Below are 22,740 nucleotides of genomic sequence, written 5' to 3'. Positions count from 1 at the left end.
CAAACAACTTGCTATTCAATCTGAACATCCTCTTTTATTATCATCAATTAAACCACTATTTTAATCACAGATTATACAACAGACATATAAACGAAAAGTAATTATACAAAATAGGTTTTAGAGCTAGTGAAAGAACTATGAAGTAGAATTGCTTTGTAGTATTTGGCTAATGCTAATGTGGGTTAAACATAAGCGATAAAAAAAGCCCCCTTCAAAAAATTACTTTGAAGGGGGCTTTTCACTATTTATTATTTATGCTTTTATAGACAAAATGCACTATCTGCTCCACCGATATGCTCTACCTTATGATGATAAGTCATGAAGCCTAACGCATGCTCTCTATCCCATGAACAATCAAAAAGATATCCTATATGAGGCGGTTCTGTCCATGATTCTGGTATAATATAAATAGTCATCGGTGTAATCAATATTCCGAACTGATCCTTATCTGTTACATCAGGCATAAAAGCTTCCTTATCCTCTCCTTCATAACCATACTGCTCCTGCCACTTCTCGTATTTAGGAATTAATTCACTCAATAATTCTTCTAGAATAGCCTGTTCATTCTCTTGAATGTCCTTTACTATTCGATTCATTAATTCTTCTGCTTCCTTCTCATCTACCTCATCTTCTATATAATCTAGTAACACTTCACATCGGATAGCTTCTTCCATCTTAAAAAAGGCTTTCCACAGAGAGAGTTCTAACTCCATCTCTATTTCTACCTCATCCTCTTCTATAGGCTCTAGTAACTGTACAGGATTTTCTAAATGTTGATTAAAAAACTCATAGCAGAAAGGGGCTCTTGTAAAGATATACTCTGGCTCTACAGCATAACACAAATTCAAATAATGCAGAGCAGCTTCTTCATTACCACATTCTAAACAACACTCTCCTTTATAATAATTGCGGATATATTCAGGATTACGATCTCGGCTAACATGCTTATCACTCTCATCAAGCCAAAACATCATCTTCTCAAACTCGCCTAATCTAATATACTCATTAGTCATGCGTCCGATAATAATAGATGCATCATATAGACTATATTTACCATCATCAGCTAGGTTCCATTGTTCTTCTATAAATGCGATCAGGTCCTCTGCGGTATCTGTATTCGTTTTTAAGCTATACCTATCGAGATAACTATATATACGATCTATTACCAATTGTGCCTCTTCCATACTATTTTTATTTTTCAAGGCTAAAATTAGGGAATTTATATTTTATTGAGTCTATAAAACATGTTCTTGAAAGTACTTAATTATCCTTTATTGTAAATATTTGATTTATATAATTCCCCTCAATACTTAGGTTGCTATTAAAACACAAATAGAACTTTTTACCGTTCTCATAATGCACCTATACTTATTCTCAAAATGTTAGTTCTGAAGTTACAGAACCACACTCAATCCCAATGACAACAGGGGTTTAACAGCTAAAAAAAGCACTTTGTTCGGGCGTGGTTTGGAAGTTGTTCGGAAAAGTATTGCAAAAAGGGGGCCTTTTCCGAAGAAACACTGATGAATACCGCATAAACACTCGAAAAAAGGGACAAGGATTTTTTAGTAATTCTAAACTAATAGTGCTAAATGAGAGTTTTTTAGCTTTAAAAACATAGTACTTTTTAAAGCCAAACGAAGAAGTATTTTTGCTTTGATTTATATACTTACAAGTTAAAAAGTATTCAGACAAGGTTCTGATTTAAAGCAAAATACTCTACAAATATACAAAAAAACTTTAACTCCTTTTGAGATTACATATCAAATCCCCTCTAGCTAGTAAGGAGATGACTTATGGGTCTTATTTTATTCACCACAACCCAAAGAAAGATACGTGGCCCTTCTAAGGATAACCAATTTAGTGTACAGTAAGTCTAAAGTTTTAGCTAAATTAGCTCCCTTATAAACGAAACTCCCTACAACTAAAGGGACTGTACAGACTTTTAAAATAAAAATATGAATACTTCTAATCAGCCTATCAAAATAGGTATTGTAGGTTATGGTAACTTAGGAAAAGGTGTAGAACTTGCTATTCGTCAAAATACTGATTTAGAATTAGTAGCTGTCTTCACCAGAAGAGATCCTCAAAGCATCCCTACTGAAGCCAAAGCAATACACATCGATCAAATCACAGATTATAGAGATATCATCGATGTAATGATTATCTGTGGCGGGTCTTCTACTGATCTACCTGAGCAAGTGCCTTATATCGCACAGTGGTTTAATACAGTAGACAGTTTTGACACTCATGCTAAGATTCCTGAATTCTTTAATACGGTAAACAAAGCGGCTAAAGATCACAATAAGTTGAGTCTTATCTCTACAGGATGGGACCCAGGGCTATTCTCTATGCTTAGATTATTAGGAGAAAGTATCTTACCTCAAGGAGAAACATATACGTTCTGGGGGAAAGGATTAAGCCAAGGACACTCTGATGCGATTAGACGTATCTCTGGAGTTAAAGGTGGAGTACAATATACTATCCCGATAGAAAGTGCTTTAGATAGAGTTCGCCAAGGAGAAAACCCTGTATTAACTACAGCTGAGAAGCATGAGCGTATCTGTTATGTAGTAGCAGAAGATGGAGCTGATACTTCTATCATAGAGCACACAATCAAAACAATGCCTAACTACTTCGCTGAATATAATACAACTGTTCATTTTATCTCTGAGGAAGAACTTAAAGCAAATCACTCTGCTATGCCTCATGGTGGTAAAGTGTTTAGATCTGGTATCACAGGTACAGAGACTAAGCAAAATATAGAGTTTGGACTAACTCTTGAGAGCAACCCTGAGTTCACTGCTAGTGTATTAGTAGCTTTCTCACGTGCGGTATATAAATTAGCTCAAAAGGGAGAAACTGGTGCTGTGACTGTATATGATATTCCTTTAGGTGCATTATCTCCTAAGTCTGCAGAAGATCTGAGAAGAGAAATACTATAGTTTAATTAGGAATTGTTGCCTTTCAGGCATTTGGGGATAATTATGTGATAAGTCTTTGCAAAAAGAACACAACGAAGTATGTATGTATTGTGTGACACGCAATATTTTATACCCTGCATATTGGGAAACATCATTTGATGTTTTATGTGGATGTATGTGATACATCCCTACGATTGCGGATAATGATTGTGGCTACTGTGTGAATATGTATTGTGTGACACGCATAATAATGCGTCTCTACATTGATACTCTGTGTGTGCATATTGTCGCAGGGCGGGTAATTCCTAATTATAATAGGGTGTATAGTAATACGCTTGTACCGTTGAGGATGTGACTTGTGGCTACTGTGTGGAGACGCAAAATATTGACGTCTCTACATTGACATTCTATATAAGGTAGAGACGCAATATCTTGCGTGTCACCCAATATGTTATACCTGCATGTTGGAAAACATCGTTTGATGTTTTATGTGGATGTATGTGATACATCCCTACGATTGCGGATAATGATTGTGGTACGGTATGTACATATTGTCCGCAGGGCATCTTTTACCTACGGCATAGGGTACATATATCGCGTCCACAAACGTTGTGTATGTATTGTGTGAGACGCAAAATATTGACGTCTCTACATTAAACAATGGATTTCCTCATACTATGTCCTCCTAAGAAAGCTAGTAAAAACAGAGTATGTAAGGGATTTCATCTTGCGATGACTTTATAGTTACTATAGGGGATAAACACAACTTTAAAACACAGAAAATAGAGAAATTGTAAACCTATAATATAAATAGTTGGTATTCTAAAAGATAGAATTATCAACTATTTATATTTATCTATTTAATGATAACAAACCCTAAATCAATATCTCCCTCACGCCATATTAATTTAGAGTTATAGTACACCTCATATTTCAATGTACTATGACCTTTCTTCTTAAACTTCATTTCCAGTTTATCTAAATCACCATTTGGCAAAGATAAATACACAATATACCTATCAGGGGCAATATAAGAACCACCTTGTATTTCTATATAATATTCTGTTTTTCCTTCAATAGATACAGACCTGATTATTTCTGATCCTTTTCTATAAATAACAGCTGTGTTTTTACCATTTGCATCTGCTTCATATAATACTATTTTTTGATGAGAAAAGGATCCATCATACGTAGGGTCTAATAGATTATTTCCTTTAATATCCTTTAACATGATGCTATAATTAGTATCAACAACTGTTGGGCTAAATTTCTCATCACTACTACAAGCTATTATAAGTAATAGACTCATAAAAAGTATCATCTTTTTCATTCTAATATATTTAAAATCAATACAACAATTTTAAAACTTATAATTTGGATAAATATATAGTATTCAAACATTAAAAGACTATTTCTATAACTAGACAAAGTTTGTGGTTACGATATACAGATGTATGAAATAGTCCATAGTATTATGGATTTGACTTGTGGCTACTGTGTGGATATGTATTGTGTGACACGCAATATGTTATACCTACATGTTGGAAAACATCGTTTGATGTTTTATGTGGATGTATGTAATACATCCCTACGATTATGGATAATGATTGTGGTATGTATATATGTATGTACGTATGTATTGTGTGACACGCAAAATATTGCGTCTCTACATTGGCATTCTGTGTGTGCATATTGCCCGCAGGACAATAATTCCTAATTAAAAAAAGAGGCTCTCGCCTCTTTTTTTGTTACATTTTTATAATGATAAACTCACTTCTTCTGTTTAGCTGATGATCCGCTTCACTACATGGTACTCCGTTAGAGCATCTGTTCTGTAGTTGGCTTTCTCCATATCCTCTACCTGTCAGACGATTTGGTTCTATACCTTGAGAAATCATCCATTTAATAGTTGCTTTCACACGTCTATCTGATAAGGCTAAATTATAATTGTCATTACCTCTACTATCTGTATGTGAACGCACATCTATGATCATAGCTGGGTACTCTCTCATTACCTCAACAACTTTCATCAATTCTATCGATGCATCTCTACGGATAAATGATTGATCAAAGTCAAAATAGATTGGTTGTAGTTTTAGCTTCTTAAATAAATCATCGTTTACTCCTAGTGTTTCATACGATTTGTCTAAACCTATATTCACTTCTTTATCACCAGTCACAGCAGCAGCCTCAAATACCAATTCTACAGTACTATATTCTGGCGCTTCTACCTTAATGCGATACTTCTCACTACAATCTAATGTCTCAGAACTGTACTTACCTTGCTCATCTGTCTGAATGGTTTTAGACTTTTCATATAATCCATCTGATATCACAACAGTTGCATTAGGAATACCTTTCTTTGTTTTAATGTCATATACAGTACCTACTATATGCTGTAAGCATGCTTTCTGAATAAAAGAATAGATATCATCTCCTCCCAATCCTTCTGGTCGGTTTGAACTCACATATCCTGCATTTGTGTCTCTATTCATATAAATAGAAAAGTCATCAAATGGGCTATTAATAGGCGCACCTAAATTAGTCACTTCACCTATCATTCCATTCTTCTCTAACTTAGCTGAGAAAATATCTAATCCTCCTAAACCAGGATGTCCATCAGAAGCAAAGAATAAATAATTATCAGAAGAGATAAATGGGAATGTCTCACGTCCTGCTGTGTTTACTTTCTTCCCTATGTTCTCTACACCTCCATACACATCATTAGGATATAAAGCTACTCTAAAGATATCTGACTGCCCTTCGCTTCCATCTCTATCAGAAGAGAAATACAACCATTCGTTATCTGGTGTCAGTGCTGGGTGAGCAGTATTAAAGTTATCTGAGTTAATCGGTAATTCTTTTATATCTCCCCAAGTACCATTCGCTTGTTTAGTAGCACTAAATATCTTTAATAGAGAAGAGTTCTTCTTGTTGTTTTTACGCTTACCTTTTAGATTAGAATTATTACGAGTAAAGAACATCGTCTTTCCATCTTTGGTAAATACAGCAGTAGCATCATTAACCTTAGAACTCAACTCAGGAGCATAAACAACAGGCTCTCCTAACTTGCCATCTGCTAAGATCGTGCTACTGTACAGTGTAGTAAAACTCTCATTCGTCCACTCGTGTAATTTCTTACTTGATAATTCACTAGAAGGACGTGCAGAAGTAAAAATAAGTTGATCTCCTATCACTGCTGCTCCATAATCAGAATAAGGAGTATTAATAGAAGTATGAATCAATTCATAACGAGCTGCTCCACCTTCAATTCTTTTTAAATAGTCTTTATTCTCTATATATAATTTCGCTCTAGAGTCTCCCTTTTCTAATACAACGAATTGCTCCATTACTTTTTTAGAAGCCTCATATTGTTCAGCGGCTTTTAAGGTCTGTGCATAACGATAGTAATACTCTGAAGGGATCTTCACTGTATCCTTATCATCGTACTCTCCATTAAATAGCTCTGTATACCATTTATTAGCATCAAGTAACTTTCCATTAAAATAATATGAATCTGCTAATTTCATTAATATATCGCCGTTGATATATCCTTTTTTAGCCATGCGTTCATAGATTTTTATAGCATCTATATAAGCTAGTTTTTCATATTCTTTGTCCGCTTTCTTCTCAGCTACACGCTGAGCTTGTACATTAGTACCCAAAGCAAATAAAGCAATACTTAATAAACCTGTTTTTAGTAATTGTTTTCTCATACGTTAGATTGGAAATGTGGGGTTAATCACCTAATACAAAACTACATTAAGTATTGTCAAAAACACAATAAAACAGAGGCTACACCTATAATAATACCACTTAACAACCATTTTAAAACTATTTATACATTAAAAGCCATTTTAAAAACAACAAAAACAAACAAACCATACTTATTTAGTATATTTTAATAAAATATAAGTAACCATACACCCTATACTTTCTAATTTTGCCTTATCTCCTTGGACTAGGAAGCTTTAATTATTCTGGACTATTCCCTTGGCTAGACCACATTTTATCTTTGTCACAAATCAAACAACTGATATAATGCACATACATTTTGTAATACATGAAGAATACGAGGCTCCAGGCGCATTTCTGCTTTGGACAAAAAGACATAACTATAGTGTCAGCATGACTAAAACCTATGAAAATAACATTTTGCCAACCTCAGCAGAGCATATTGATTTACTTATTGTCTTAGGAGGCCCTCAAAATCCTATTACTACAACGGAGGAGTGTCCTTACTTCAATGCACAAAAAGAAAAGGAGTTAATACTAAAGTGTATTCTCGCTCATAAAGCAGTTGTCGGAGTCTGCCTAGGAGCGCAACTTATAGGAGAAGCTCTGTGTAACGCTTATAGTCACAGCCCAGAAAAAGAGTTTGGTGTATGGCCTATTCACCTTACAGATGAAGGAAAGACTCATCCAAAGTTTAAACATATAGAAAATGGACTTCCAGTAGGCCACTGGCACAATGATATGCCAGGACTTACACCAGATGCCATAGTACTCGCTACTAGCGAAGGATGTCCTAGACAAATAATAGAGTATTCTAATCTAGTATATGGATTGCAGTGTCATATGGAATTTACACCAGAAGTAATAGAGTTAATTCTTGCCAATGATCATGAAAGCTTAGTGAAATATGCTAATCATCCCTTTGTACAGTCTGCTCAACAACTAATGAAATATGACTATACTAGAATGAATCAAGCCTTATATACATTCTTAGATAAGTTAGTAGAAGAATATAAACAACAAGCTGAAGTCAAACCACTTCATCATCTATAAACAAGAAGCCTGTATTAATTAGAATACACTTCTAACTCATACAGGCTTCACATACATAAATAGAGTCAAAATATTCTATTATCCATCTATACTCATTTCGATACATTCTTTATTAGAAATTTCTATATCTATTATATGATCTACTATAATCTCGTCTCCTATCGTAATAGAGGCTGTAATATCACTTAGGTTGTGTAAGTAAATTGTAGCGCTATATAGATCTAATGTGTCATACCAATCATCATCTGCTTTTCCGTCTAAGAAAGGAAGGAAAGCGTTATTCTCACTATTATAGAATCCTATTAACTCTTCACGCAAGTCTGTAAGCCAATATAGATAATCTATCACCTTAGACTGTGCTCTGCTATCAAAAGGAATATGACTAATAATCAAAAACCGATCAAGTGGACAGTACTTATTAAAAATAACTACTCTCTTCTCTTTTATACTATATTGATTATTAGTTCCCCCTACAAGGGTGATATCTTCTGGGAACAGAAGGTCTATTGTCTTTCTTTCTCTTAACTTTCGAAGGTCTTTTACACCAAAAATATCCTTATGCGATTTCGCTTTTTCTGAGAACACAAAAAGCTTATCTTGGATTTTATGAGTCTTACTACTTTCTACTTCAAGTAACAATCTATATGCAGTCTCCCAATACTCTAACAAGGCATAAATATGACTTTGCAACAGTATATTCTCACTTGTTTGTTCCTCTGCTTGCAAAGCATACAGTAAATCAAATAAGTCAGACGCTAAATCTTTAATACTACAACTCTCTCTAAATTTTTTAGAAAGCTCACTATACCTTTTCTTATATAAATTTATACTCATTATTCATTTTATTAACCCTAATTATCCTCTACCTTTTATAGAATGTAGTAAGTTCTTATTCTACATTTATACAAGAGCATTTTATTGAGACACATCTTTACTAGTTTAGTCACTAAAAATCTCATAATGCCCTAATTACTTATTCAAAGATAATGAAAAGAATAATGGTTTATATTTGCAGCAACTTCTTTAATTTTTTATTTAAATAAACTAAGGAGGAAGATATATCTCACTATGAAAAGAACATCAAATCAAGGTTTTACTAAATATGAAAAAATCGTTATTTTCATACTAGCTATCACACAATTCACTGTTATTTTAGACTTTATGGTTATGGCTCCTCTAGGAGATCTCTTACTAAAGAGCTTATCTATGTCTACAAAAGATTTTGGAATAGCTGTATCAGCTTATGCTTTTAGCGCTGGAGCAGCAGGATTACTGACTGCAGGTTTTGCAGATAAGTTTGATAGAAAGAAACTTTTATTGTTCTTCTATATTGGTTTTATCATAGGGACCTTATTCTGTGGACTAGCAAATTCGTATGAGACTTTAGTTCTAGCTAGAATTTTCACAGGATTATTTGGAGGAGTGATAGGTTCTATCTCTATGGCTATTGTGACAGATATTTTTAGTCTACATCAGAGAGGTCGTGTAATGGGGTTTATACAAATGGGGTTCGGTGCAAGTCAAGTACTCGGTATTCCTATTGGGCTATATATTGCTAACAAGTGGTTTTGGGAAGCTCCTTTCTTCATGATTGTAGGACTATCTATCCTTATAGCTATTGCTATAGCGATGTATTTAAAACCTGTGAAAGATCACCTAACTCTGCAACCTCAAAAAAACGTTATTACACATCTGTGGAATACACTTAAGAATAAAGATTATAGAATAGGATTTATGTCTATCACCATGTTATCCGTAGGAGGATTTATGATGATGCCATTCGGGACTATCTTTGCAGTCAATAACCTAGGTGTTCACCCTGATCAATTACCTATCCTCTTTATGATATCAGGAGTTACTTCATTAACACTTATGCCATTTATAGGTAAATTAAGTGATAGAATGAGTAAATTTAAACTATTTGCTTTTGCCTCTATTTGGTTAATGGTTGTAAGTGTAGTGTACACAAACTTCTTTCAGATCCCTTTTTGGTTAGTGATTATGACTAACATTTTTATGATGATTGGGATTATGAGTCGTATGGTTCCTTCATCAGCTCTTAATAGTGCTGTCCCTGATACAGCGGACAGAGGGGCTTATATGAGTATCACATCTTCTCTACAGCAAATATCTGGAGGTATAGCCGCTGCTATCGCAGGGCTAATTGTCTACCAAGAGCATGATAACAGCCCACTTATCAATTACAATATTGTGGCTTATGTGCTTGTGCTTGTCTCTACTATAAGTATTATCTTAATGAGTAGAGTTAATAAGTTAGTACGCAAACGAACTTTATAAAACAAAACAAGGGAAGTAAGTTACTTCCCTTGTTTTGTTTTATATTTCCATACTACGAGTACGCTCTTCTTGTAATAAGCTTTCTTCTTCCTCTTCATCAGCATCTATTTCGGTAACCAATGTCCATATCTCAGGTGTTACTTTTAAATACTGTGATAGAAGATGCTCTCTTTCTATCCGTACCATTACTCTTCTCAAACTAGTCAAGAAGCCATTAGTAAAATCATCGAACTTATACTGATCTTCTAAATCCTGTACAATACTGTGATATGCATCTTCTATAGGCTCATAAAGACGAGCACCAAGATCTCTAAGCTCTAAAACATAATCTTCTACAACTTCATAAGTCCAATCTGGTGGGTAATACTTTCGTTCTCTATTCAGCACATCAGTGTCTAAACTCAATAATACATACCCATTATAAGCACTACAGTTAAAAGCAAAAGAACAAAAGATCTCTTCTTTTAAAGTAGACTGACCGATTAACTCAAGTGATTCTTTTACATAATTATATACAGACGATTCAAAGTTATACTGTTCTTCGAAAGTTTTCCAATTAGTTATTTCTATCATTCCAATTGTTTTATTTTAATATCTCCATTTACGAACTAGGTCTGCTCCTATCAGCTCATCAACTATTTGTTCTGTCCATTGATCTACTTTATCCTGCCCTACTTCTCCAAATAAATCTGCTTGCGCAAAAACCAAACACCCTTTTAAATAATCATCAAAATGACTAAACATCTTTGTCAAATAAGGTTGACTATCATGATCAAAATAATAGATCTCTTTAGTCTCTTTATGAAAACAGAACATATTCCCATTACCTAGATAATCACTAAAAGTAATTAAGTAAGGCAACACTGATAAGTCCTCCAGGGTGAAACTAGGTCCGTATTCTGGGTGAGGTTCCCATATTTTTATAATATAGTCTATTTCGTCAAAGCTGATTAACTGTTCGCCTATATCAGCTACCCCAAACACTTTATAAAACTCCTTTAAAGAATTTGGTAAACTGGTTTCTATTCTTGCTTCTAATAGTTGTATTTCCTCTTCTGATTTGGGGTCTACTAAATCATTTCCCCAATTATCAGCTAAGGACTCAATGATTAGTTTAGTCTTGTCTTTCCATAAAGGATCACCTATTTTAGTAAAAGGAATGATGATATCTTCCTTCTTATCTATACATAATGTTTTCATTTGGTCTAAAGAATACGGTTATCAAATAAAATAATACTCCCTCTTCATCTCTAAACTGTGTAATCCAGCGTCCCCATGTCTCTTGTCCTATCTCTAATTTATTACCAAAACTATCTGTATACTTCCATTTGTCAAAGATATCTTTCTTTAAACTAGCACTTTCTCTACCAGACTTATAGTTATAGTCTCCCATTAAATCTTTTCCAATAGAATACTTAATCCCTCTTTTCTTGTCTTCATAAATTTTATTCCCAAAAAGATCTGTACCGTATTCAATCTTATTTCCTTGGTTATCTTTTATCGTCACTTTTCCAAACATATCCACCTCATAAGTTGCTGTATAACGATTAGTATACTTATACTTCTTAACTAAGTCCATTAAGAACAACTGCTGTAACTCGTCATCCTCCAGAATTCCGCTGTATTCTAGGTTTAGATACTCTTTTGAAAATTCTATTTTATTTCTATTATTATCCGAAAAATCTAGACCACCAAAGAAAGCTTTCTCCAATTGGGCATCATATCTATTATGCGAATAAGTCCAATCTTCTCTATAATTTTTCTCTATTTTTTGAGCTTGTGCTTCTGTAGCCACAAATAACAAACCTGCTATAAACAAACTCCTAAACAATGTCTTTCCTTTCATACTTACCTTTTATTATTTAAACCCAGATTATACGTTAACCAAATACCACAAAGCAATTTTACTTCATCTCTCTCTCATTAGCTCTAAAACGATACTATAGTATGCTTTACTCACTAGTTCAGACCTATTTTGTAAATTACTTGATTTATATGTCTATCGCTTAATCTGAGTTAAAAAAAGGAAGTATAAAGCATCTATGCTCTATACTTCCTCTTATCTTATTCTTCTACGTCAGAACGTACATCACATATTTCTTCTACAAGCTCAGGATACATCTTATGTAGTGCTGTTCCTCCCTTTACCTCTCTATTCATCTTCACCTCTACATCATCATAGTTTACTACATCTGGAAAAGATTCATAAATAGCATCTCTAATCTCTTCAGACTCTTCGATACCTGTCATTTCTTCATTAGCTAGGTCTGCTACATACAACAACTCTTCTGCATCACACTCTCCAATGTCAAAACTATATTCTCCATTCACAAAGTTCTGAATATCACTTATGATTTCTTCTACGAAGTCTTTTCCTTTAAGTAATAACCAACATCTAAAATAGATAAATGCATCATCAGAAATCGTATCATCGAAATCTATAACACCTTCTTCTACATCAAAGTCATTATTCAAGACGATGTACAGCTCTGCTATTTCAGCAGTGTACAATCTATGTAATTGTTGTTGCATTACTTTTTCAAAAACGATTAAATGATCTTTGTCTGTTTTACTTAATATATCAATCATTTGATCGATGTGTTGATCTTGGTCATATTCTTCCCAATCAAAGTCTTTTACATCATTAGACTCATCTATAATCTTCCAAAAGAAGTTATCTTGTTCTTGTTGTGTTGCTTTTAGAATACTCATTTCTGTATATTTTTAAGGTTCTTGTTCTATTTATAAATTTAGATAATATTATCTATTGGATTTTGTTTTACTCAATATTTATTTGCCTTCCAGTTTTTATCAAATTTTCTTTTCTCAAAAAAGATATTTCCTATACTTAGTTTTATTTTATCCCTTATGAGATGTCTTCTATATATGGATGGTTCAAAATGATAATCATCATACGCTAGACAAAAAGCAATAAGTAATTCTTGATTAACATCATTATTGGCAATCATGAAATAATTATCAGCATAACTAATACTTATTCTTTCCTTATCCCACCAAGCGATTTGCTTCCTATTTTCAAAAATAGAGCACTTTAGTCCACGATGAGCATAAATATCATATACCTTATAATTATAATGACATTGATAGTGAGTTTTCCAATAAGAGAGCATTTCTAACCTCCCTGTATTCCCATGCTGATCTGTTAAGACATATTTTGCAGGCTTAAATAGACCTGTGCCTTCTCCTCTTCTAATATTAAAAACAGGAATATCACTAGTCGTTGAAAACAAATTAATATCTACAAAATCGCTATCTACATTCTGTTCTGCGTAAAATCTCTTCTCCTTATTGATAAACCCTTTGTACTTAATCAAATGGTAATCTACCAATTGGTCTACTTCTATAACCATTATTCATCTTTGTGTTTGACTCTATAAAACTAAAGATAAAAAGGCTCTCAACACTAGTGTCGAGAGCCTTTTTATCTTAAAATGCTTTATTTATTTTTATTGTTAGGTTTCCATTGCTTATCAAAACTTCTGTTTTGAAAGACTAAGTTACCTAAATCATAATTAAACACCCCTTTATCTTGAGATTTATAAGTATAATTATCATAAGCCAAACAACAAGCAATTAATACTTGTTCATTAATATCATCATCTGCTATAATTTGATAATTATCTCCATCAAACCAAGAAACTGCTTGTTTATCCCACCATGCTACTTGCTTTCCATTTATAAAAACAGAACACTTTCGCCCTCGATGTGCATAGATATCATATACTTTATGTTGGTAAGTACATTGATAATGAGTCTTCCAATAAGACTTCATCTCTAATATAGCTTCTTTTCCTTGACTATCTGTTAGTACATAGGTAGGGTACAATAGAAAGAATTTCTTTTTGACCTTAAAGGCTTGTTCATTGGTTGTTTCTGCAAACAAATTCACTTCTGCAAACAACTTAAAAAGCTTTTGCTTTCCATAATACTTCTTTTCTCCATCAATAAATATGTCATAGTGACTCCCAATAGAGATTTTGTGTTGATTAATATCGATAATCATTCAATAAACAATTTCTAATTCTATTGTAAAAGTAAAAAGAAAAGGCGCTCCAAATACTATTAAAAAGTCTTTTTCTATAATACAACCTCAGTTTGATTAAACAGAATCAAGTAACAGTATTATTTCAAAGCAATGTCAATATGTATAAATAATAAGCTCGTTTGGCTTGCACATTCTAGGGGTTTCCTAGGAGATTTCTAGGGCTTTTCTTGCCCAGAAGGCCTCTTTGTCGAAGAAAGGTGCAAGAACACCTCTAGCAATCTCCTAGCACGTCAGTACAATCCTATCTCTAGTATCGCTATAAATACTAAGAATAAAAAGATTCATTACCTCATTATTTATAAATAGAATCCTTGAGTATTTCACTCCTTATTTAATGGATAAAGAACTAATTATAGATCAAACACAGGTTTAAACCACTATTGCTCTTTCATTACTAAAGTTATTCCATTGCTGGCCTTGCCCGATTACTTCTAATACTTCGATCAATGTATAGACTTCTTCATATGAATTATACAAGGCTATAGGGGCAAGACGAATTACATTAGGCTCTCTATAATCAGGAATAATATTATGATGTTTTAATGCTAAACAAATTCTATAAGCTTCATCATGTACTAAAGCTACATGCCCTCCACGTTTATGATCTTCTGTTTCGTTATTATAGGTGTACCCGTATACCTTAAGGTGACTATCAATTAGGTACATCATATAAGCAGTTAAATTTAGAGATTTAGCTCGAATATGCTTCATCCCTGCCTTTTCATAAATATTTAATACCCCTTCTAATGGTGCCATCGAAAAGATATTAGGCGTACCTGTCTGAAATGCTGTTATATCCGCAGCTTGTTCAAACTCATGGTTTAACTGAAACTGCGTTTCGTCTTTATTTCCAAACCACCCCGCTAATCCTACAGTCTTATTAAAGTGTTTTTTGTTCACATAAATTCCTGCTGTAGAACCAGGGCCAGCTGATAGATACTTATAATTACACCAGATAGCAAAATCAGGTTGAATAACCTCAAAATCATGCGCTACTGCTCCAATAGAATGACATAGGTCGAAGCCGATATAAATACCGCGTTTATGCGCTTCTTTAGTCAGTCTCTCCATATCTAAAAGTTGAGCACTTCTATATAAGACTGACGGCAATAAGATAATAGCCACATCTGGAGTCATCGCTTCTATCACTGCGTCCTCATCAATAAACACTCCATCTGCACTTTCCACAACTTTTAGAACTTCCTCTACCTTCATGCCTTTTAGTGCTATCTGACTATCTACAGCATATCTATCTGTAGGGAAGTTTAGATCATCTACTAGTATTTTATAGCGTTCTTTAGTTGGTTTCCAAAACGTAGCGATCACTTGGTGTATATTAAGCGTTGTATTAGCTGTGATCATTACCTCATTCTCCTCTGCATTAATTAAACGCCCTACTCTATTACCTAGGTTTTTGCCATAATTAAAATAATGTCCGTTCTCTACATTCCAGATTAGAATACCTTCGTTCTTCCAGACCTCCATTACTTGAAGTAAAGCCTGTTCTGCATCTTTAGAAGCTAGTCCTAGAGAATTACCATCCATATAGATCTTATTATCTGCTAAAGGGAAGAATCTCTCTCTAAATTTATGTAATACATCTGCTTTATCAAGTGCTTTCGCTTGTTCTATACCTGGTTGAAAATCTTTATTTGCCATTGCTACGTTGTTTTTATTAACTGCAAATAACAACTATAAAAGAAAAAAAACTTTTGAATCCGTGTCTAATAGCGAAACAAGAAATCTCATTCTTGTCTATTTTTACAAAAAAAGAACAATCACTTGCTCTTTATATATTTTTAAGAATTGCTCTCTGCTTATTTAAGTAAGCTACTTTCTCCAATTCTCCCGATAAACTAATCAAGGTAGAAGTTCGTTTTATCATGCTAATACGATGTTCTTGTGCCTTATTAAAGGCTGGATCAAACGATAAAATACTATTGGGACTATTCAAGTGAACTATGGTTGCTTCTAATCCATCCGATTTTAAATAACTATGAGAAATATCTAAACCTAGATAAGATAGATAGAGCTCTATCTCTTTATCCTTATACTTGCCTGTACTTCCTATTAAACTTAGTAGATCTAATACTTCATTAAGCTCATGCTGTATTAGCGTTTTTTCTTCATTTGTCAACGTATTGATTCTATAAAAATAGGCTATATCATATACTAAAGTGTTTAAAATATCTGGAGCTAAGTATAAAGTAAGTTTAAAGCTCTCTAAAGCTTGCCAATACCTCTGTTGAATTTGCTTAATCGCTGAGGTAATCTCTATTTTATCAAACGCAGTAGGAATCAGAGCTCCTTGATTTAATTCTATCTTCATTAGACGAAGCTTCATCAAACTTTCAGAAGCTAAATATAGAAGCTCTGGGAGCTCTTTACATGCTATGTGAAGTGTATGCTTACTTTTTTGTTCAAACCCCTCCAAAACGTTTAATTCTGCTTCCATCATTCTGATATAAACTCGCTCTAAAGAATCTCCTTCAGAGACTCTAAGATTACAAGTAATCTTATCTCCACCTTCTCTAATGATTAAAGAAGTAAGATTAATATTCATGGCTTTAGCAATAGTAACTACTTCTGTCAAAGTAAACTCTACCTCTCCTCTGATTCTTCTATAACAAGCTTCCTTACCTAAATGAATCAGTTCAGAAATAAAATCAACTAACTTAATCCCCTGAGGAAGTTGCTCTGATATAATATGAATAAAATGTTTTTGATATAAGTTCATAACCATTCCTTTCTAAATACCCCATATTCTAGTCCACAATTTCTTTAGCAAGAGTAAACCGTCTTTACGTTCCTTTTTTACCTCTTCTACTTGTAATTCTCCTTTATCATCTAAATAGAATCTATAACTAAAAGCAAACTGTACTTCTTCACCTTCATTTTTCAGTAAACCAAAGCGCAAGTCATTAAAATAGATTTCATCCTTCTTTTCAGAGAAAGTATAATATCCTTCACTAATCTTTACCAATCTAACAATAAGTGGATGAGTCTCTAGAGACTTTATCAATGTGTGGTTTTTAGGAAACTCCTGGAAAGTAATAGGAGATTTGTCAAAGAAAGAATACTCCCCTATTAAGAAAGAGCTGTCTGTTTCTACTATTGCATTCCACAGTATCGTATTCATCACTGTAGGCTTTACAGACATTTCTGTATACTTAATTCCTTGACGGTCTAATGCATCCGTAAAGCTATAAAAAGCAAACGCTTTTAATGTCAATGTCACAAATAGATAGAATGAACTCACATAGAACCCCATTCTATTATAATACATCCTTTTATCCAGATTTGACTTTTCTCGCATCGAACGTATTAGGAAATAAGCAAAAGGTAAAGTATATAACGGATCTATCACAAAAATAGACTTGAACGCAAAAGAATAATCAAGAGGCCAAAACAGTCGTGTGCCCCATGTGGTAAACATATCTAAAAGAGCGTGAGTAAAGAACCCCCAGAAGAAAAGCCAAAACCCCTCCTCATAGGTTACTTTATTCTTCTTTTCTATATAATAAAGTAAATACCCAAATAATATGGCTCCGAAACAAGCAAATAGAATAGAGTGTGTGAATCCACGATGCAATTCTACAGCAGTTATAGGATCTGTAAAGAACATAGCTAAAATGTCTAAGTCAGGTATCGTGCCTGCTATCGCTCCATATAAAACTGCTCTATTGCCTATCTTACGTCCGATAATAGCATTCCCAACAGCTGCTCCTAGTACAATTTGAGTTAACGAGTCCATATTTTTTTGTGTTAAGTTACAAAGAAAATGAAAAGTGTTCTGAAAAGCTAACCTAAACAATGAAGAAATAAAGGAAATATCGGATTCTCTTAATATGATAAATACAAAAAAAAGAGGATATCATGATGATATCCTCTTTTCTATATTATAAACACACAGTTCTTATAATTCTTTAAAGATAGTGTGCATTAAACGTTTTTTATCATTGATACTTTCTTCTAAAGAAATCATTGATTCAGTTCTGTAAACTCCTTCAATGTCATCAATCATATAAATAACTTCTTTTGCGTGACGTGTATTTTTTGCTCTAATTTTACAGAAAACATTAAATTTACCTGTAGTAACGTGAGCTACTGTTACGAAAGGAATTTCATTAATACGCTCTAATACAAACTTAGTTTGTGAAGTATTATGTAAAAAGATTCCAATGTATGCAATAAAAGCATATCCTAATTTTTCGTAATCTAATGTTAAAGAAGATCCTTGGATAATACCTGCATCTTCCATTTTCTTAACACGAACGTGAACAGTACCTGCTGAGATTAATAGTTTTTTTGCTATATCAGTGAAAGGAACTCTCGTATTGTCAATCAACATATCTAAGATTTGGTGATCGATTTCATCTAAACGAAATTTACTCATAAATCAATTATTTATCTTATTATAATCTATAATTCTGTACAATAATACTAAATAAAATTTACATTTTTTGAAAAAAAAATAAACTTTATTATTTTTTTAATAAATAATTAACCTCTCGCCCACCTAACTCTACAACATCAGTTAATATTTTATCTATCGCATCTTCTGTATTTTTAATACTCTCTAAGAAAAACAAGTTTTCCTTGACACGATGATGGACAAATTTACTTTCTTTTTTAATAATATCAACAATAATGGGATAAAATTTAACATTATTACTTTCTAATTGCTCTAAATATTGAATTTTCACAATATAATCTTCTCCAGTTTCTTTTAATGTAACCCCCTCAATTGCAATATCATTAAAGTTTTTATGATTTTCTGGTATACTTATATATGATTCTATTGTATTATCTGTGTAATTTTTATTAATCAACGCGGAAACCGATATTAAAAGACTCCTAAAAACAATATTACTACTATATTCTCTATCATAATCCCCCTGATAATGTCCTGCTTCAAATAATATAGTAGGTATTCCTTGTGCTTGGCAATAATCACCAATACAATTTATATTAAAACCATCATCAAACCTTCCTACCTGTCCAGGAATAACCTTTTGAAGCTCTTCATTCATCGCTACGATTAATCTGATTGCTTCTAAACGATTATCATTAACTTCTCTCTCCTCATTATAAGAAGGTGCTAAAAAAGATATTGTAGCAGGCTTACCTGTCTCTCCTACACCAAATATAGTTCGTTGATCATGTAAGTTAAAAGCATAGTCTGGCTTATACTCTTCTAACAAGGTTCTAAGTAATCTACTTTCTGGTTGAGTAAGGTTAATAGAGTCTCTATTAAGGTCAACTTGATTTGCATTTACACGAGTATAATAATGTGCTCCATCAGGGTTTAAAATAGGAACTATATAAAAGGTAAACTTAGCATACCACTCTTTAATAAAACTCTCTTTTTCTTGATTAAGTAAATGAAGAAAATCCAGTACTGCTTTTGTTGTTGTAGATTCATTTCCGTGCATCTGAGACCACATAAAAATACGTGTAGTACCCACACCCCAAGTTACTGTTTTTATCGACCTCCCTTCTACTGATTTTCCTTTCTCCTCAACCTTGAACTTTTGGTTTAAGTCATTTAAAAAATCACTAATCATGTCAGCTGTCACATATCTACCTGACACACATTTATTCGTATAGTTTTCTACTAAAAAGTTATAGTCCATCCCTTGATTATTATATGATGTTACAAATGTAAATAACTTATCTTTTACATCTGTAAACAATTTAAAGAACATCCTTGTTTACAAAAGTAACATAATTAAAGCATGACGACTAACACTAACACTTTAGAAGTTTACAAAATTAAACATAGTAGATTAACTAACTAATATTCAATACTTAAATATGCTTTATATGAATATAAACTTCAATGTTGTTTACAATTATAATTATGTATACATTTGTAATATAATAAACGATATTACATTTGTAAACACTAAAACTATTTACTTCTATAAACAAAATACTATGGATAACTTTGTAAACAGACTTGAATTTATACTTCACAACTATGACTACTCTGCCTCTTCTTTTGCAGACAAAGTTGGTGTGCAAAGATCTAGTTTATCTCATCTTTTGTCAGGTAGAAACAAACCTAGTTTAGACTTTATTTTAAAAATAAATGACGCTTTTCCTGAGCTAAGTTTGGAATGGTTAATCAAAGGAACAGGTAATTATTTAGAGAAAGACAATACCACTACTATCACTAAAATAATCCAAACTCCTCCTTCTACTCCAATGACCACTCCTTACTCAACTGATCTTTTTTCTAGTGAAAAAGAGGAAGAAATCACCCCTTCTTTTTCAGAAAAAAAGGAGAGTAAAGTCTCTGAAAAAATGGATCAAATTCAAGAACCAAAACAAGAAAATAGCACTGAGAATATTCTCCCTCCTTTTCCCTTTGGAACAAATAAAGGAGACATAGAACAAGTGGTTATTTTTTATAAAGACGGAACATTTAGTCAGTTTAAACCACGCGAATTTTAATCCTTATCAAGTATTAAAAATTGCCTTTCTATGTGTCTAATATTTGATTTATCTTTGAAGTAAAGTTGAGCTAGAAAAAATGATAAAGAGAATCCTAAGTTACTTTACTCCTATTATAGAAAAGAAAATCCCCTCAAAAGTTAGTCAGCAATTAGAAGTGACCTGGATAGATGGTCATCTCGTAGTAGACACCAAGCATACTAACTACTCTTATGGAAATTTAGAAAAGGTATTAAAGAATGGCCTCAGTTTTATTGGTTTTGAAAAAATCAAGAATATGGACAAGGTGCTTATCCTTGGTCTAGGTGCAGGCGGAGTTTTAAAAACACTAAGAGATGAGGTGAAATACCTTAACGCTATTGATAGTGTTGAACTAGATGAAGCTATTTTATTTATTGGGAAAAAATACTTTGGTATCGAGCAATACAGTACAAACCATACTATTCACAATATAGATGCTTTTGAATTTGTCTTGCGTTCTAAAGAACAGTATGATTTAATCATCATAGATATCTTCCAAGATGCTAAAATGCCAGACTTCTTATTTGAACGATATTTTGTAGAGCAAATACAAAAAATATTGAATCCCAAAGGCTTTATCTTATTTAATACCATTGTATTGACAGAAGAAGATGAAAATCGAAATGAACAGTTTTATACTTTATTTCCTAAAGAAAACTATTCTATCCGTTCTTATCCTAAACAACAAAAATACAATGTACTCCTTACGATAAAGAAACTACAATAGTTACTATACTTTAATTAGATAAACTATGTTTTTCTAATATCACAAATAAGTATCTTTGTAATCCTGAGTTTATAAAACCGAAATAAAATGATTGAAATTAGAGAAGCTAAAACGAATCAAGAAATTAAAGAATTCGTTAAGTTCCCTTTTAAACTATATAAAGACAATAAGTACTGGGTTCCTTCTATGATCAAAGAAGAAATCAAAAGTTTTGATAGAAACAATGATATCTTCAAGACTGTAGATGTTCACTTTTACCTAGCTTATAAAAACAATGAAATCGTAGGACGAGTTGCTTGTTGCATCAACTGGACAGAAGTAAAAGATCTACACAAACCTAAAGTTCGCTTCGGATGGTTAGAAATGATTGATGATATAGAAGTGACCAAAGCTTTAATAGACACTGTGATCGCATTCGGAAAAAGTCAAAATATGGAATATATAGAAGGTCCTATGGGATTCTCTAATATGGATAAGGCAGGAATGCTAACTAAAGGATTTGACTATGTAGCCACTATGATAGGATTATACAACTTTGAGTATTATCCAAAACATATGCAGCAACTTGGTTTTACACCTGAGGCTGAATGGATTGAGTATAAACTCGATATTTCTAAATTCGACAAACCAAAAATAGACAAGATGTCTTCTCTTGTCAAGACGAGATATAAAGTCAAAGTATTAGAGTTTAAAACCATAAAAGAACTAATGCCTTATGTTGATGAGATGTTTGCTCTATTAAATAAGACTTATGCAGACTTACAAAGCTTTGTTCCTATAGAGCCGTTCCAAGTAGAGCATTATAAAAAGAAGTATTTACAGTTCATTCATCCAGACTATATCTCTTGTATTATGGATGAAAACAATAAAATGATTGCTTTTGCCATTACAATGCCTTCTTTTTCTAGAGCTTTTCAAAAGGCAAATGGAAAACTATTTCCTTTTGGTTTTTGGCATCTACTACAAGCGATTAAGAAAAACAGTCACGCAGAGTTCTATTTAATTGGTGTAGATCCAGAATATAGAAACAAAGGAGTTACTGCAGTAATTTTTGAAGAGATATACAAGTGTTTTACAAAGCACAATATCACATTCGTGGAAACTAATCCCCTATTGATTGAAAACAATAAGATTCAACAGTTGTGGAAACAATTAGATCCAGAGATTCACAAAGAACGCAAAACATATCGATTAGATATTCAATAAAAACATAAGACTAATAGAACCTACTATTAGTCTTTTTTTATTTATTAACTTTAAAATCGTCTGATAATCAGTATCATTTGTTTTATTATTTATCTCTCTTACTAGATCAGTACTAAATCCTTTATAACAAAGGGCTTACCCCTCTTTGTATAAAGAAAAACAAAGTATAGTTATAGCTAATAACAATTACTTTTTATCAATAAAATCTATTTAAACTTGTCAAAACATCAAACTTTTTGTATTTTTACAAA

The 22,740-nt window shown here is 32.8% G+C and carries 21 protein-coding genes; 6 read left to right on the top strand and 15 right to left on the bottom strand.

Going from position 1 to position 22,740, the window contains the following annotated elements:
• Positions 1-260 precede the first annotated feature (260 nt).
• Positions 261-1,184 carry a DUF6985 domain-containing protein gene (locus MPR_RS08470; RefSeq protein ID WP_041891495.1) on the bottom strand — a complete coding sequence of 308 codons (924 nt, stop codon included), beginning with the start codon at positions 1,182-1,184 and terminating at the stop codon, positions 261-263.
• A gap of 774 nt (positions 1,185-1,958) precedes the next feature.
• Here MPR_RS08470 and MPR_RS08465 point away from each other — a divergent pair.
• Positions 1,959-2,945, top strand: coding sequence for a diaminopimelate dehydrogenase (locus MPR_RS08465; protein ID WP_041891494.1), 987 nt, complete (start codon positions 1,959-1,961; stop codon positions 2,943-2,945).
• An 835-nt stretch (positions 2,946-3,780) separates the two neighbouring features.
• On the opposite strand, the gene MPR_RS08460 is transcribed toward MPR_RS08465, so the two are convergent.
• A complete protein-coding gene (locus tag MPR_RS08460) occupies positions 3,781-4,254 on the bottom strand; it encodes a hypothetical protein (protein WP_041891492.1) in 474 nt (157 codons plus the stop codon).
• A 418-nt stretch (positions 4,255-4,672) separates the two neighbouring features.
• On the bottom strand, positions 4,673-6,640 hold the full coding sequence (locus MPR_RS08455; RefSeq protein WP_041891489.1) for an OmpA family protein: 1,968 nt from the start codon (positions 6,638-6,640) through the stop codon (positions 4,673-4,675).
• Positions 6,641-6,965: 325 nt separating this feature from the next.
• Between MPR_RS08455 and MPR_RS08450 the strand changes: the two genes are divergently transcribed.
• Entirely contained in the window at positions 6,966-7,712 is a 747-nt protein-coding gene (locus MPR_RS08450; RefSeq protein WP_041891486.1) for a glutamine amidotransferase-related protein, read from the top strand.
• A 78-nt stretch (positions 7,713-7,790) separates the two neighbouring features.
• On the opposite strand, the gene MPR_RS08445 is transcribed toward MPR_RS08450, so the two are convergent.
• Positions 7,791-8,546, bottom strand: coding sequence for a hypothetical protein (locus MPR_RS08445; RefSeq protein WP_041891482.1), 756 nt, complete (start codon positions 8,544-8,546; stop codon positions 7,791-7,793).
• A 234-nt stretch (positions 8,547-8,780) separates the two neighbouring features.
• Between MPR_RS08445 and MPR_RS08440 the strand changes: the two genes are divergently transcribed.
• A complete protein-coding gene (locus MPR_RS08440; protein ID WP_041891478.1) occupies positions 8,781-10,010 on the top strand; it encodes an MFS transporter in 1,230 nt (409 codons plus the stop codon).
• A 39-nt stretch (positions 10,011-10,049) separates the two neighbouring features.
• Here the strand turns inward: MPR_RS08440 and MPR_RS08435 are convergent, their stop codons facing one another.
• From MPR_RS08435 to MPR_RS08385, 11 genes are all read right to left on the bottom strand, one after another.
• Positions 10,050-10,583 carry a hypothetical protein gene (locus MPR_RS08435; RefSeq protein ID WP_041891476.1) on the bottom strand — a complete coding sequence of 178 codons (534 nt, stop codon included), beginning with the start codon at positions 10,581-10,583 and terminating at the stop codon, positions 10,050-10,052.
• A gap of 15 nt (positions 10,584-10,598) precedes the next feature.
• Positions 10,599-11,210, bottom strand: a complete 612-nt coding sequence (locus tag MPR_RS08430) for an SMI1/KNR4 family protein (RefSeq protein WP_041891473.1) — start codon at positions 11,208-11,210, stop codon at positions 10,599-10,601.
• Positions 11,188-11,856, bottom strand: a complete 669-nt coding sequence (locus MPR_RS08425) for a hypothetical protein (RefSeq protein WP_041891470.1) — start codon at positions 11,854-11,856, stop codon at positions 11,188-11,190. The genes MPR_RS08430 and MPR_RS08425 overlap by 23 nt, the downstream gene beginning before the upstream one ends.
• A 218-nt stretch (positions 11,857-12,074) precedes the next feature.
• Positions 12,075-12,722 carry a DUF4240 domain-containing protein gene (locus MPR_RS08420; protein WP_041891467.1) on the bottom strand — a complete coding sequence of 216 codons (648 nt, stop codon included), beginning with the start codon at positions 12,720-12,722 and terminating at the stop codon, positions 12,075-12,077.
• Positions 12,723-12,793: 71 nt separating this feature from the next.
• Positions 12,794-13,381, bottom strand: a complete 588-nt coding sequence (locus MPR_RS08415; RefSeq protein ID WP_041891465.1) for a hypothetical protein — start codon at positions 13,379-13,381, stop codon at positions 12,794-12,796.
• A gap of 86 nt (positions 13,382-13,467) precedes the next feature.
• Positions 13,468-14,034, bottom strand: coding sequence for an LURP-one-related family protein (locus tag MPR_RS08410; RefSeq protein WP_041891460.1), 567 nt, complete (start codon positions 14,032-14,034; stop codon positions 13,468-13,470).
• A gap of 411 nt (positions 14,035-14,445) precedes the next feature.
• Complete coding sequence (kynU, locus tag MPR_RS08405; RefSeq protein ID WP_041891456.1) at positions 14,446-15,735, bottom strand: kynureninase; 1,290 nt, start codon at positions 15,733-15,735, stop codon at positions 14,446-14,448.
• Between the two features lie 130 nt (positions 15,736-15,865).
• Positions 15,866-16,813 carry a hypothetical protein gene (locus tag MPR_RS08400; protein ID WP_041895303.1) on the bottom strand — a complete coding sequence of 316 codons (948 nt, stop codon included), beginning with the start codon at positions 16,811-16,813 and terminating at the stop codon, positions 15,866-15,868.
• A 12-nt stretch (positions 16,814-16,825) separates the two neighbouring features.
• Positions 16,826-17,830: a metal-dependent hydrolase gene (locus MPR_RS08395; RefSeq protein WP_041891453.1), complete on the bottom strand. Its 1,005-nt coding sequence runs from the start codon at positions 17,828-17,830 to the stop codon at positions 16,826-16,828.
• A gap of 162 nt (positions 17,831-17,992) precedes the next feature.
• The gene (locus MPR_RS08390; protein ID WP_006258948.1) at positions 17,993-18,472 is read right to left on the bottom strand and encodes an Lrp/AsnC family transcriptional regulator; all 480 of its coding nucleotides are present in this window, start codon (positions 18,470-18,472) and stop codon (positions 17,993-17,995) included.
• A gap of 88 nt (positions 18,473-18,560) precedes the next feature.
• Positions 18,561-19,784: a M14 family metallopeptidase gene (locus tag MPR_RS08385; protein WP_235280647.1), complete on the bottom strand. Its 1,224-nt coding sequence runs from the start codon at positions 19,782-19,784 to the stop codon at positions 18,561-18,563.
• A gap of 232 nt (positions 19,785-20,016) precedes the next feature.
• On the opposite strand from MPR_RS08385, the gene MPR_RS08380 reads away from it, so the two are divergent.
• The 3 genes from MPR_RS08380 to MPR_RS08370 all read left to right on the top strand — a co-directional run bounded on the left by MPR_RS08380 (position 20,017) and on the right by MPR_RS08370 (position 22,489).
• Entirely contained in the window at positions 20,017-20,535 is a 519-nt protein-coding gene (locus tag MPR_RS08380) for a helix-turn-helix domain-containing protein (RefSeq protein ID WP_041891450.1), read from the top strand.
• A 79-nt stretch (positions 20,536-20,614) separates the two neighbouring features.
• On the top strand, positions 20,615-21,283 hold the full coding sequence (locus MPR_RS08375) for a spermidine synthase (protein WP_041891447.1): 669 nt from the start codon (positions 20,615-20,617) through the stop codon (positions 21,281-21,283).
• Between the two features lie 87 nt (positions 21,284-21,370).
• On the top strand, positions 21,371-22,489 hold the full coding sequence (locus tag MPR_RS08370; protein WP_041891444.1) for a GNAT family N-acetyltransferase: 1,119 nt from the start codon (positions 21,371-21,373) through the stop codon (positions 22,487-22,489).
• Positions 22,490-22,740 lie beyond the last annotated feature (251 nt).

Source organism: Myroides profundi, assembly GCF_000833025.1.
Classification (GTDB): Bacteria; Bacteroidota; Bacteroidia; order Flavobacteriales; family Flavobacteriaceae; genus Flavobacterium; species Flavobacterium profundi_A.
Note: the sequence above shows the minus strand (reverse complement) of the source record. Positions and strands in the feature narration are given on the sequence as shown.

Bases quoted from the DNA above. Each gene is read 5' to 3' on its own strand.
- MPR_RS08470 (WP_041891495.1), bottom strand. From the start codon at position 1,184: ATGGAAGAGGCACAATTGGTAATAGATCGTATATATAGTTATCTCGAT.
- kynU (WP_041891456.1), bottom strand. From the start codon at position 15,735: ATGGCAAATAAAGATTTTCAACCAGGTATAGAACAAGCGAAAGCACTT.
- MPR_RS08460 (WP_041891492.1), bottom strand. From the start codon at position 4,254: ATGAAAAAGATGATACTTTTTATGAGTCTATTACTTATAATAGCTTGT.
- MPR_RS08410 (WP_041891460.1), bottom strand. From the start codon at position 14,034: ATGATTATCGATATTAATCAACACAAAATCTCTATTGGGAGTCACTAT.
- MPR_RS08385 (WP_235280647.1), bottom strand. From the start codon at position 19,784: ATGTTCTTTAAATTGTTTACAGATGTAAAAGATAAGTTATTTACATTT.
- MPR_RS08415 (WP_041891465.1), bottom strand. From the start codon at position 13,381: ATGGTTATAGAAGTAGACCAATTGGTAGATTACCATTTGATTAAGTAC.
- MPR_RS08425 (WP_041891470.1), bottom strand. From the start codon at position 11,856: ATGAAAGGAAAGACATTGTTTAGGAGTTTGTTTATAGCAGGTTTGTTA.
- MPR_RS08370 (WP_041891444.1), top strand. From the start codon at position 21,371: ATGATTGAAATTAGAGAAGCTAAAACGAATCAAGAAATTAAAGAATTC.
- MPR_RS08380 (WP_041891450.1), top strand. From the start codon at position 20,017: ATGGATAACTTTGTAAACAGACTTGAATTTATACTTCACAACTATGAC.
- MPR_RS08455 (WP_041891489.1), bottom strand. From the start codon at position 6,640: ATGAGAAAACAATTACTAAAAACAGGTTTATTAAGTATTGCTTTATTT.
- MPR_RS08445 (WP_041891482.1), bottom strand. From the start codon at position 8,546: ATGAGTATAAATTTATATAAGAAAAGGTATAGTGAGCTTTCTAAAAAA.
- MPR_RS08465 (WP_041891494.1), top strand. From the start codon at position 1,959: ATGAATACTTCTAATCAGCCTATCAAAATAGGTATTGTAGGTTATGGT.
- MPR_RS08395 (WP_041891453.1), bottom strand. From the start codon at position 17,830: ATGGACTCGTTAACTCAAATTGTACTAGGAGCAGCTGTTGGGAATGCT.
- MPR_RS08450 (WP_041891486.1), top strand. From the start codon at position 6,966: ATGCACATACATTTTGTAATACATGAAGAATACGAGGCTCCAGGCGCA.
- MPR_RS08430 (WP_041891473.1), bottom strand. From the start codon at position 11,210: ATGAAAACATTATGTATAGATAAGAAGGAAGATATCATCATTCCTTTT.
- MPR_RS08375 (WP_041891447.1), top strand. From the start codon at position 20,615: ATGATAAAGAGAATCCTAAGTTACTTTACTCCTATTATAGAAAAGAAA.
- MPR_RS08400 (WP_041895303.1), bottom strand. From the start codon at position 16,813: ATGAACTTATATCAAAAACATTTTATTCATATTATATCAGAGCAACTT.
- MPR_RS08420 (WP_041891467.1), bottom strand. From the start codon at position 12,722: ATGAGTATTCTAAAAGCAACACAACAAGAACAAGATAACTTCTTTTGG.
- MPR_RS08435 (WP_041891476.1), bottom strand. From the start codon at position 10,583: ATGATAGAAATAACTAATTGGAAAACTTTCGAAGAACAGTATAACTTT.
- MPR_RS08440 (WP_041891478.1), top strand. From the start codon at position 8,781: ATGAAAAGAACATCAAATCAAGGTTTTACTAAATATGAAAAAATCGTT.
- MPR_RS08390 (WP_006258948.1), bottom strand. From the start codon at position 18,472: ATGAGTAAATTTCGTTTAGATGAAATCGATCACCAAATCTTAGATATG.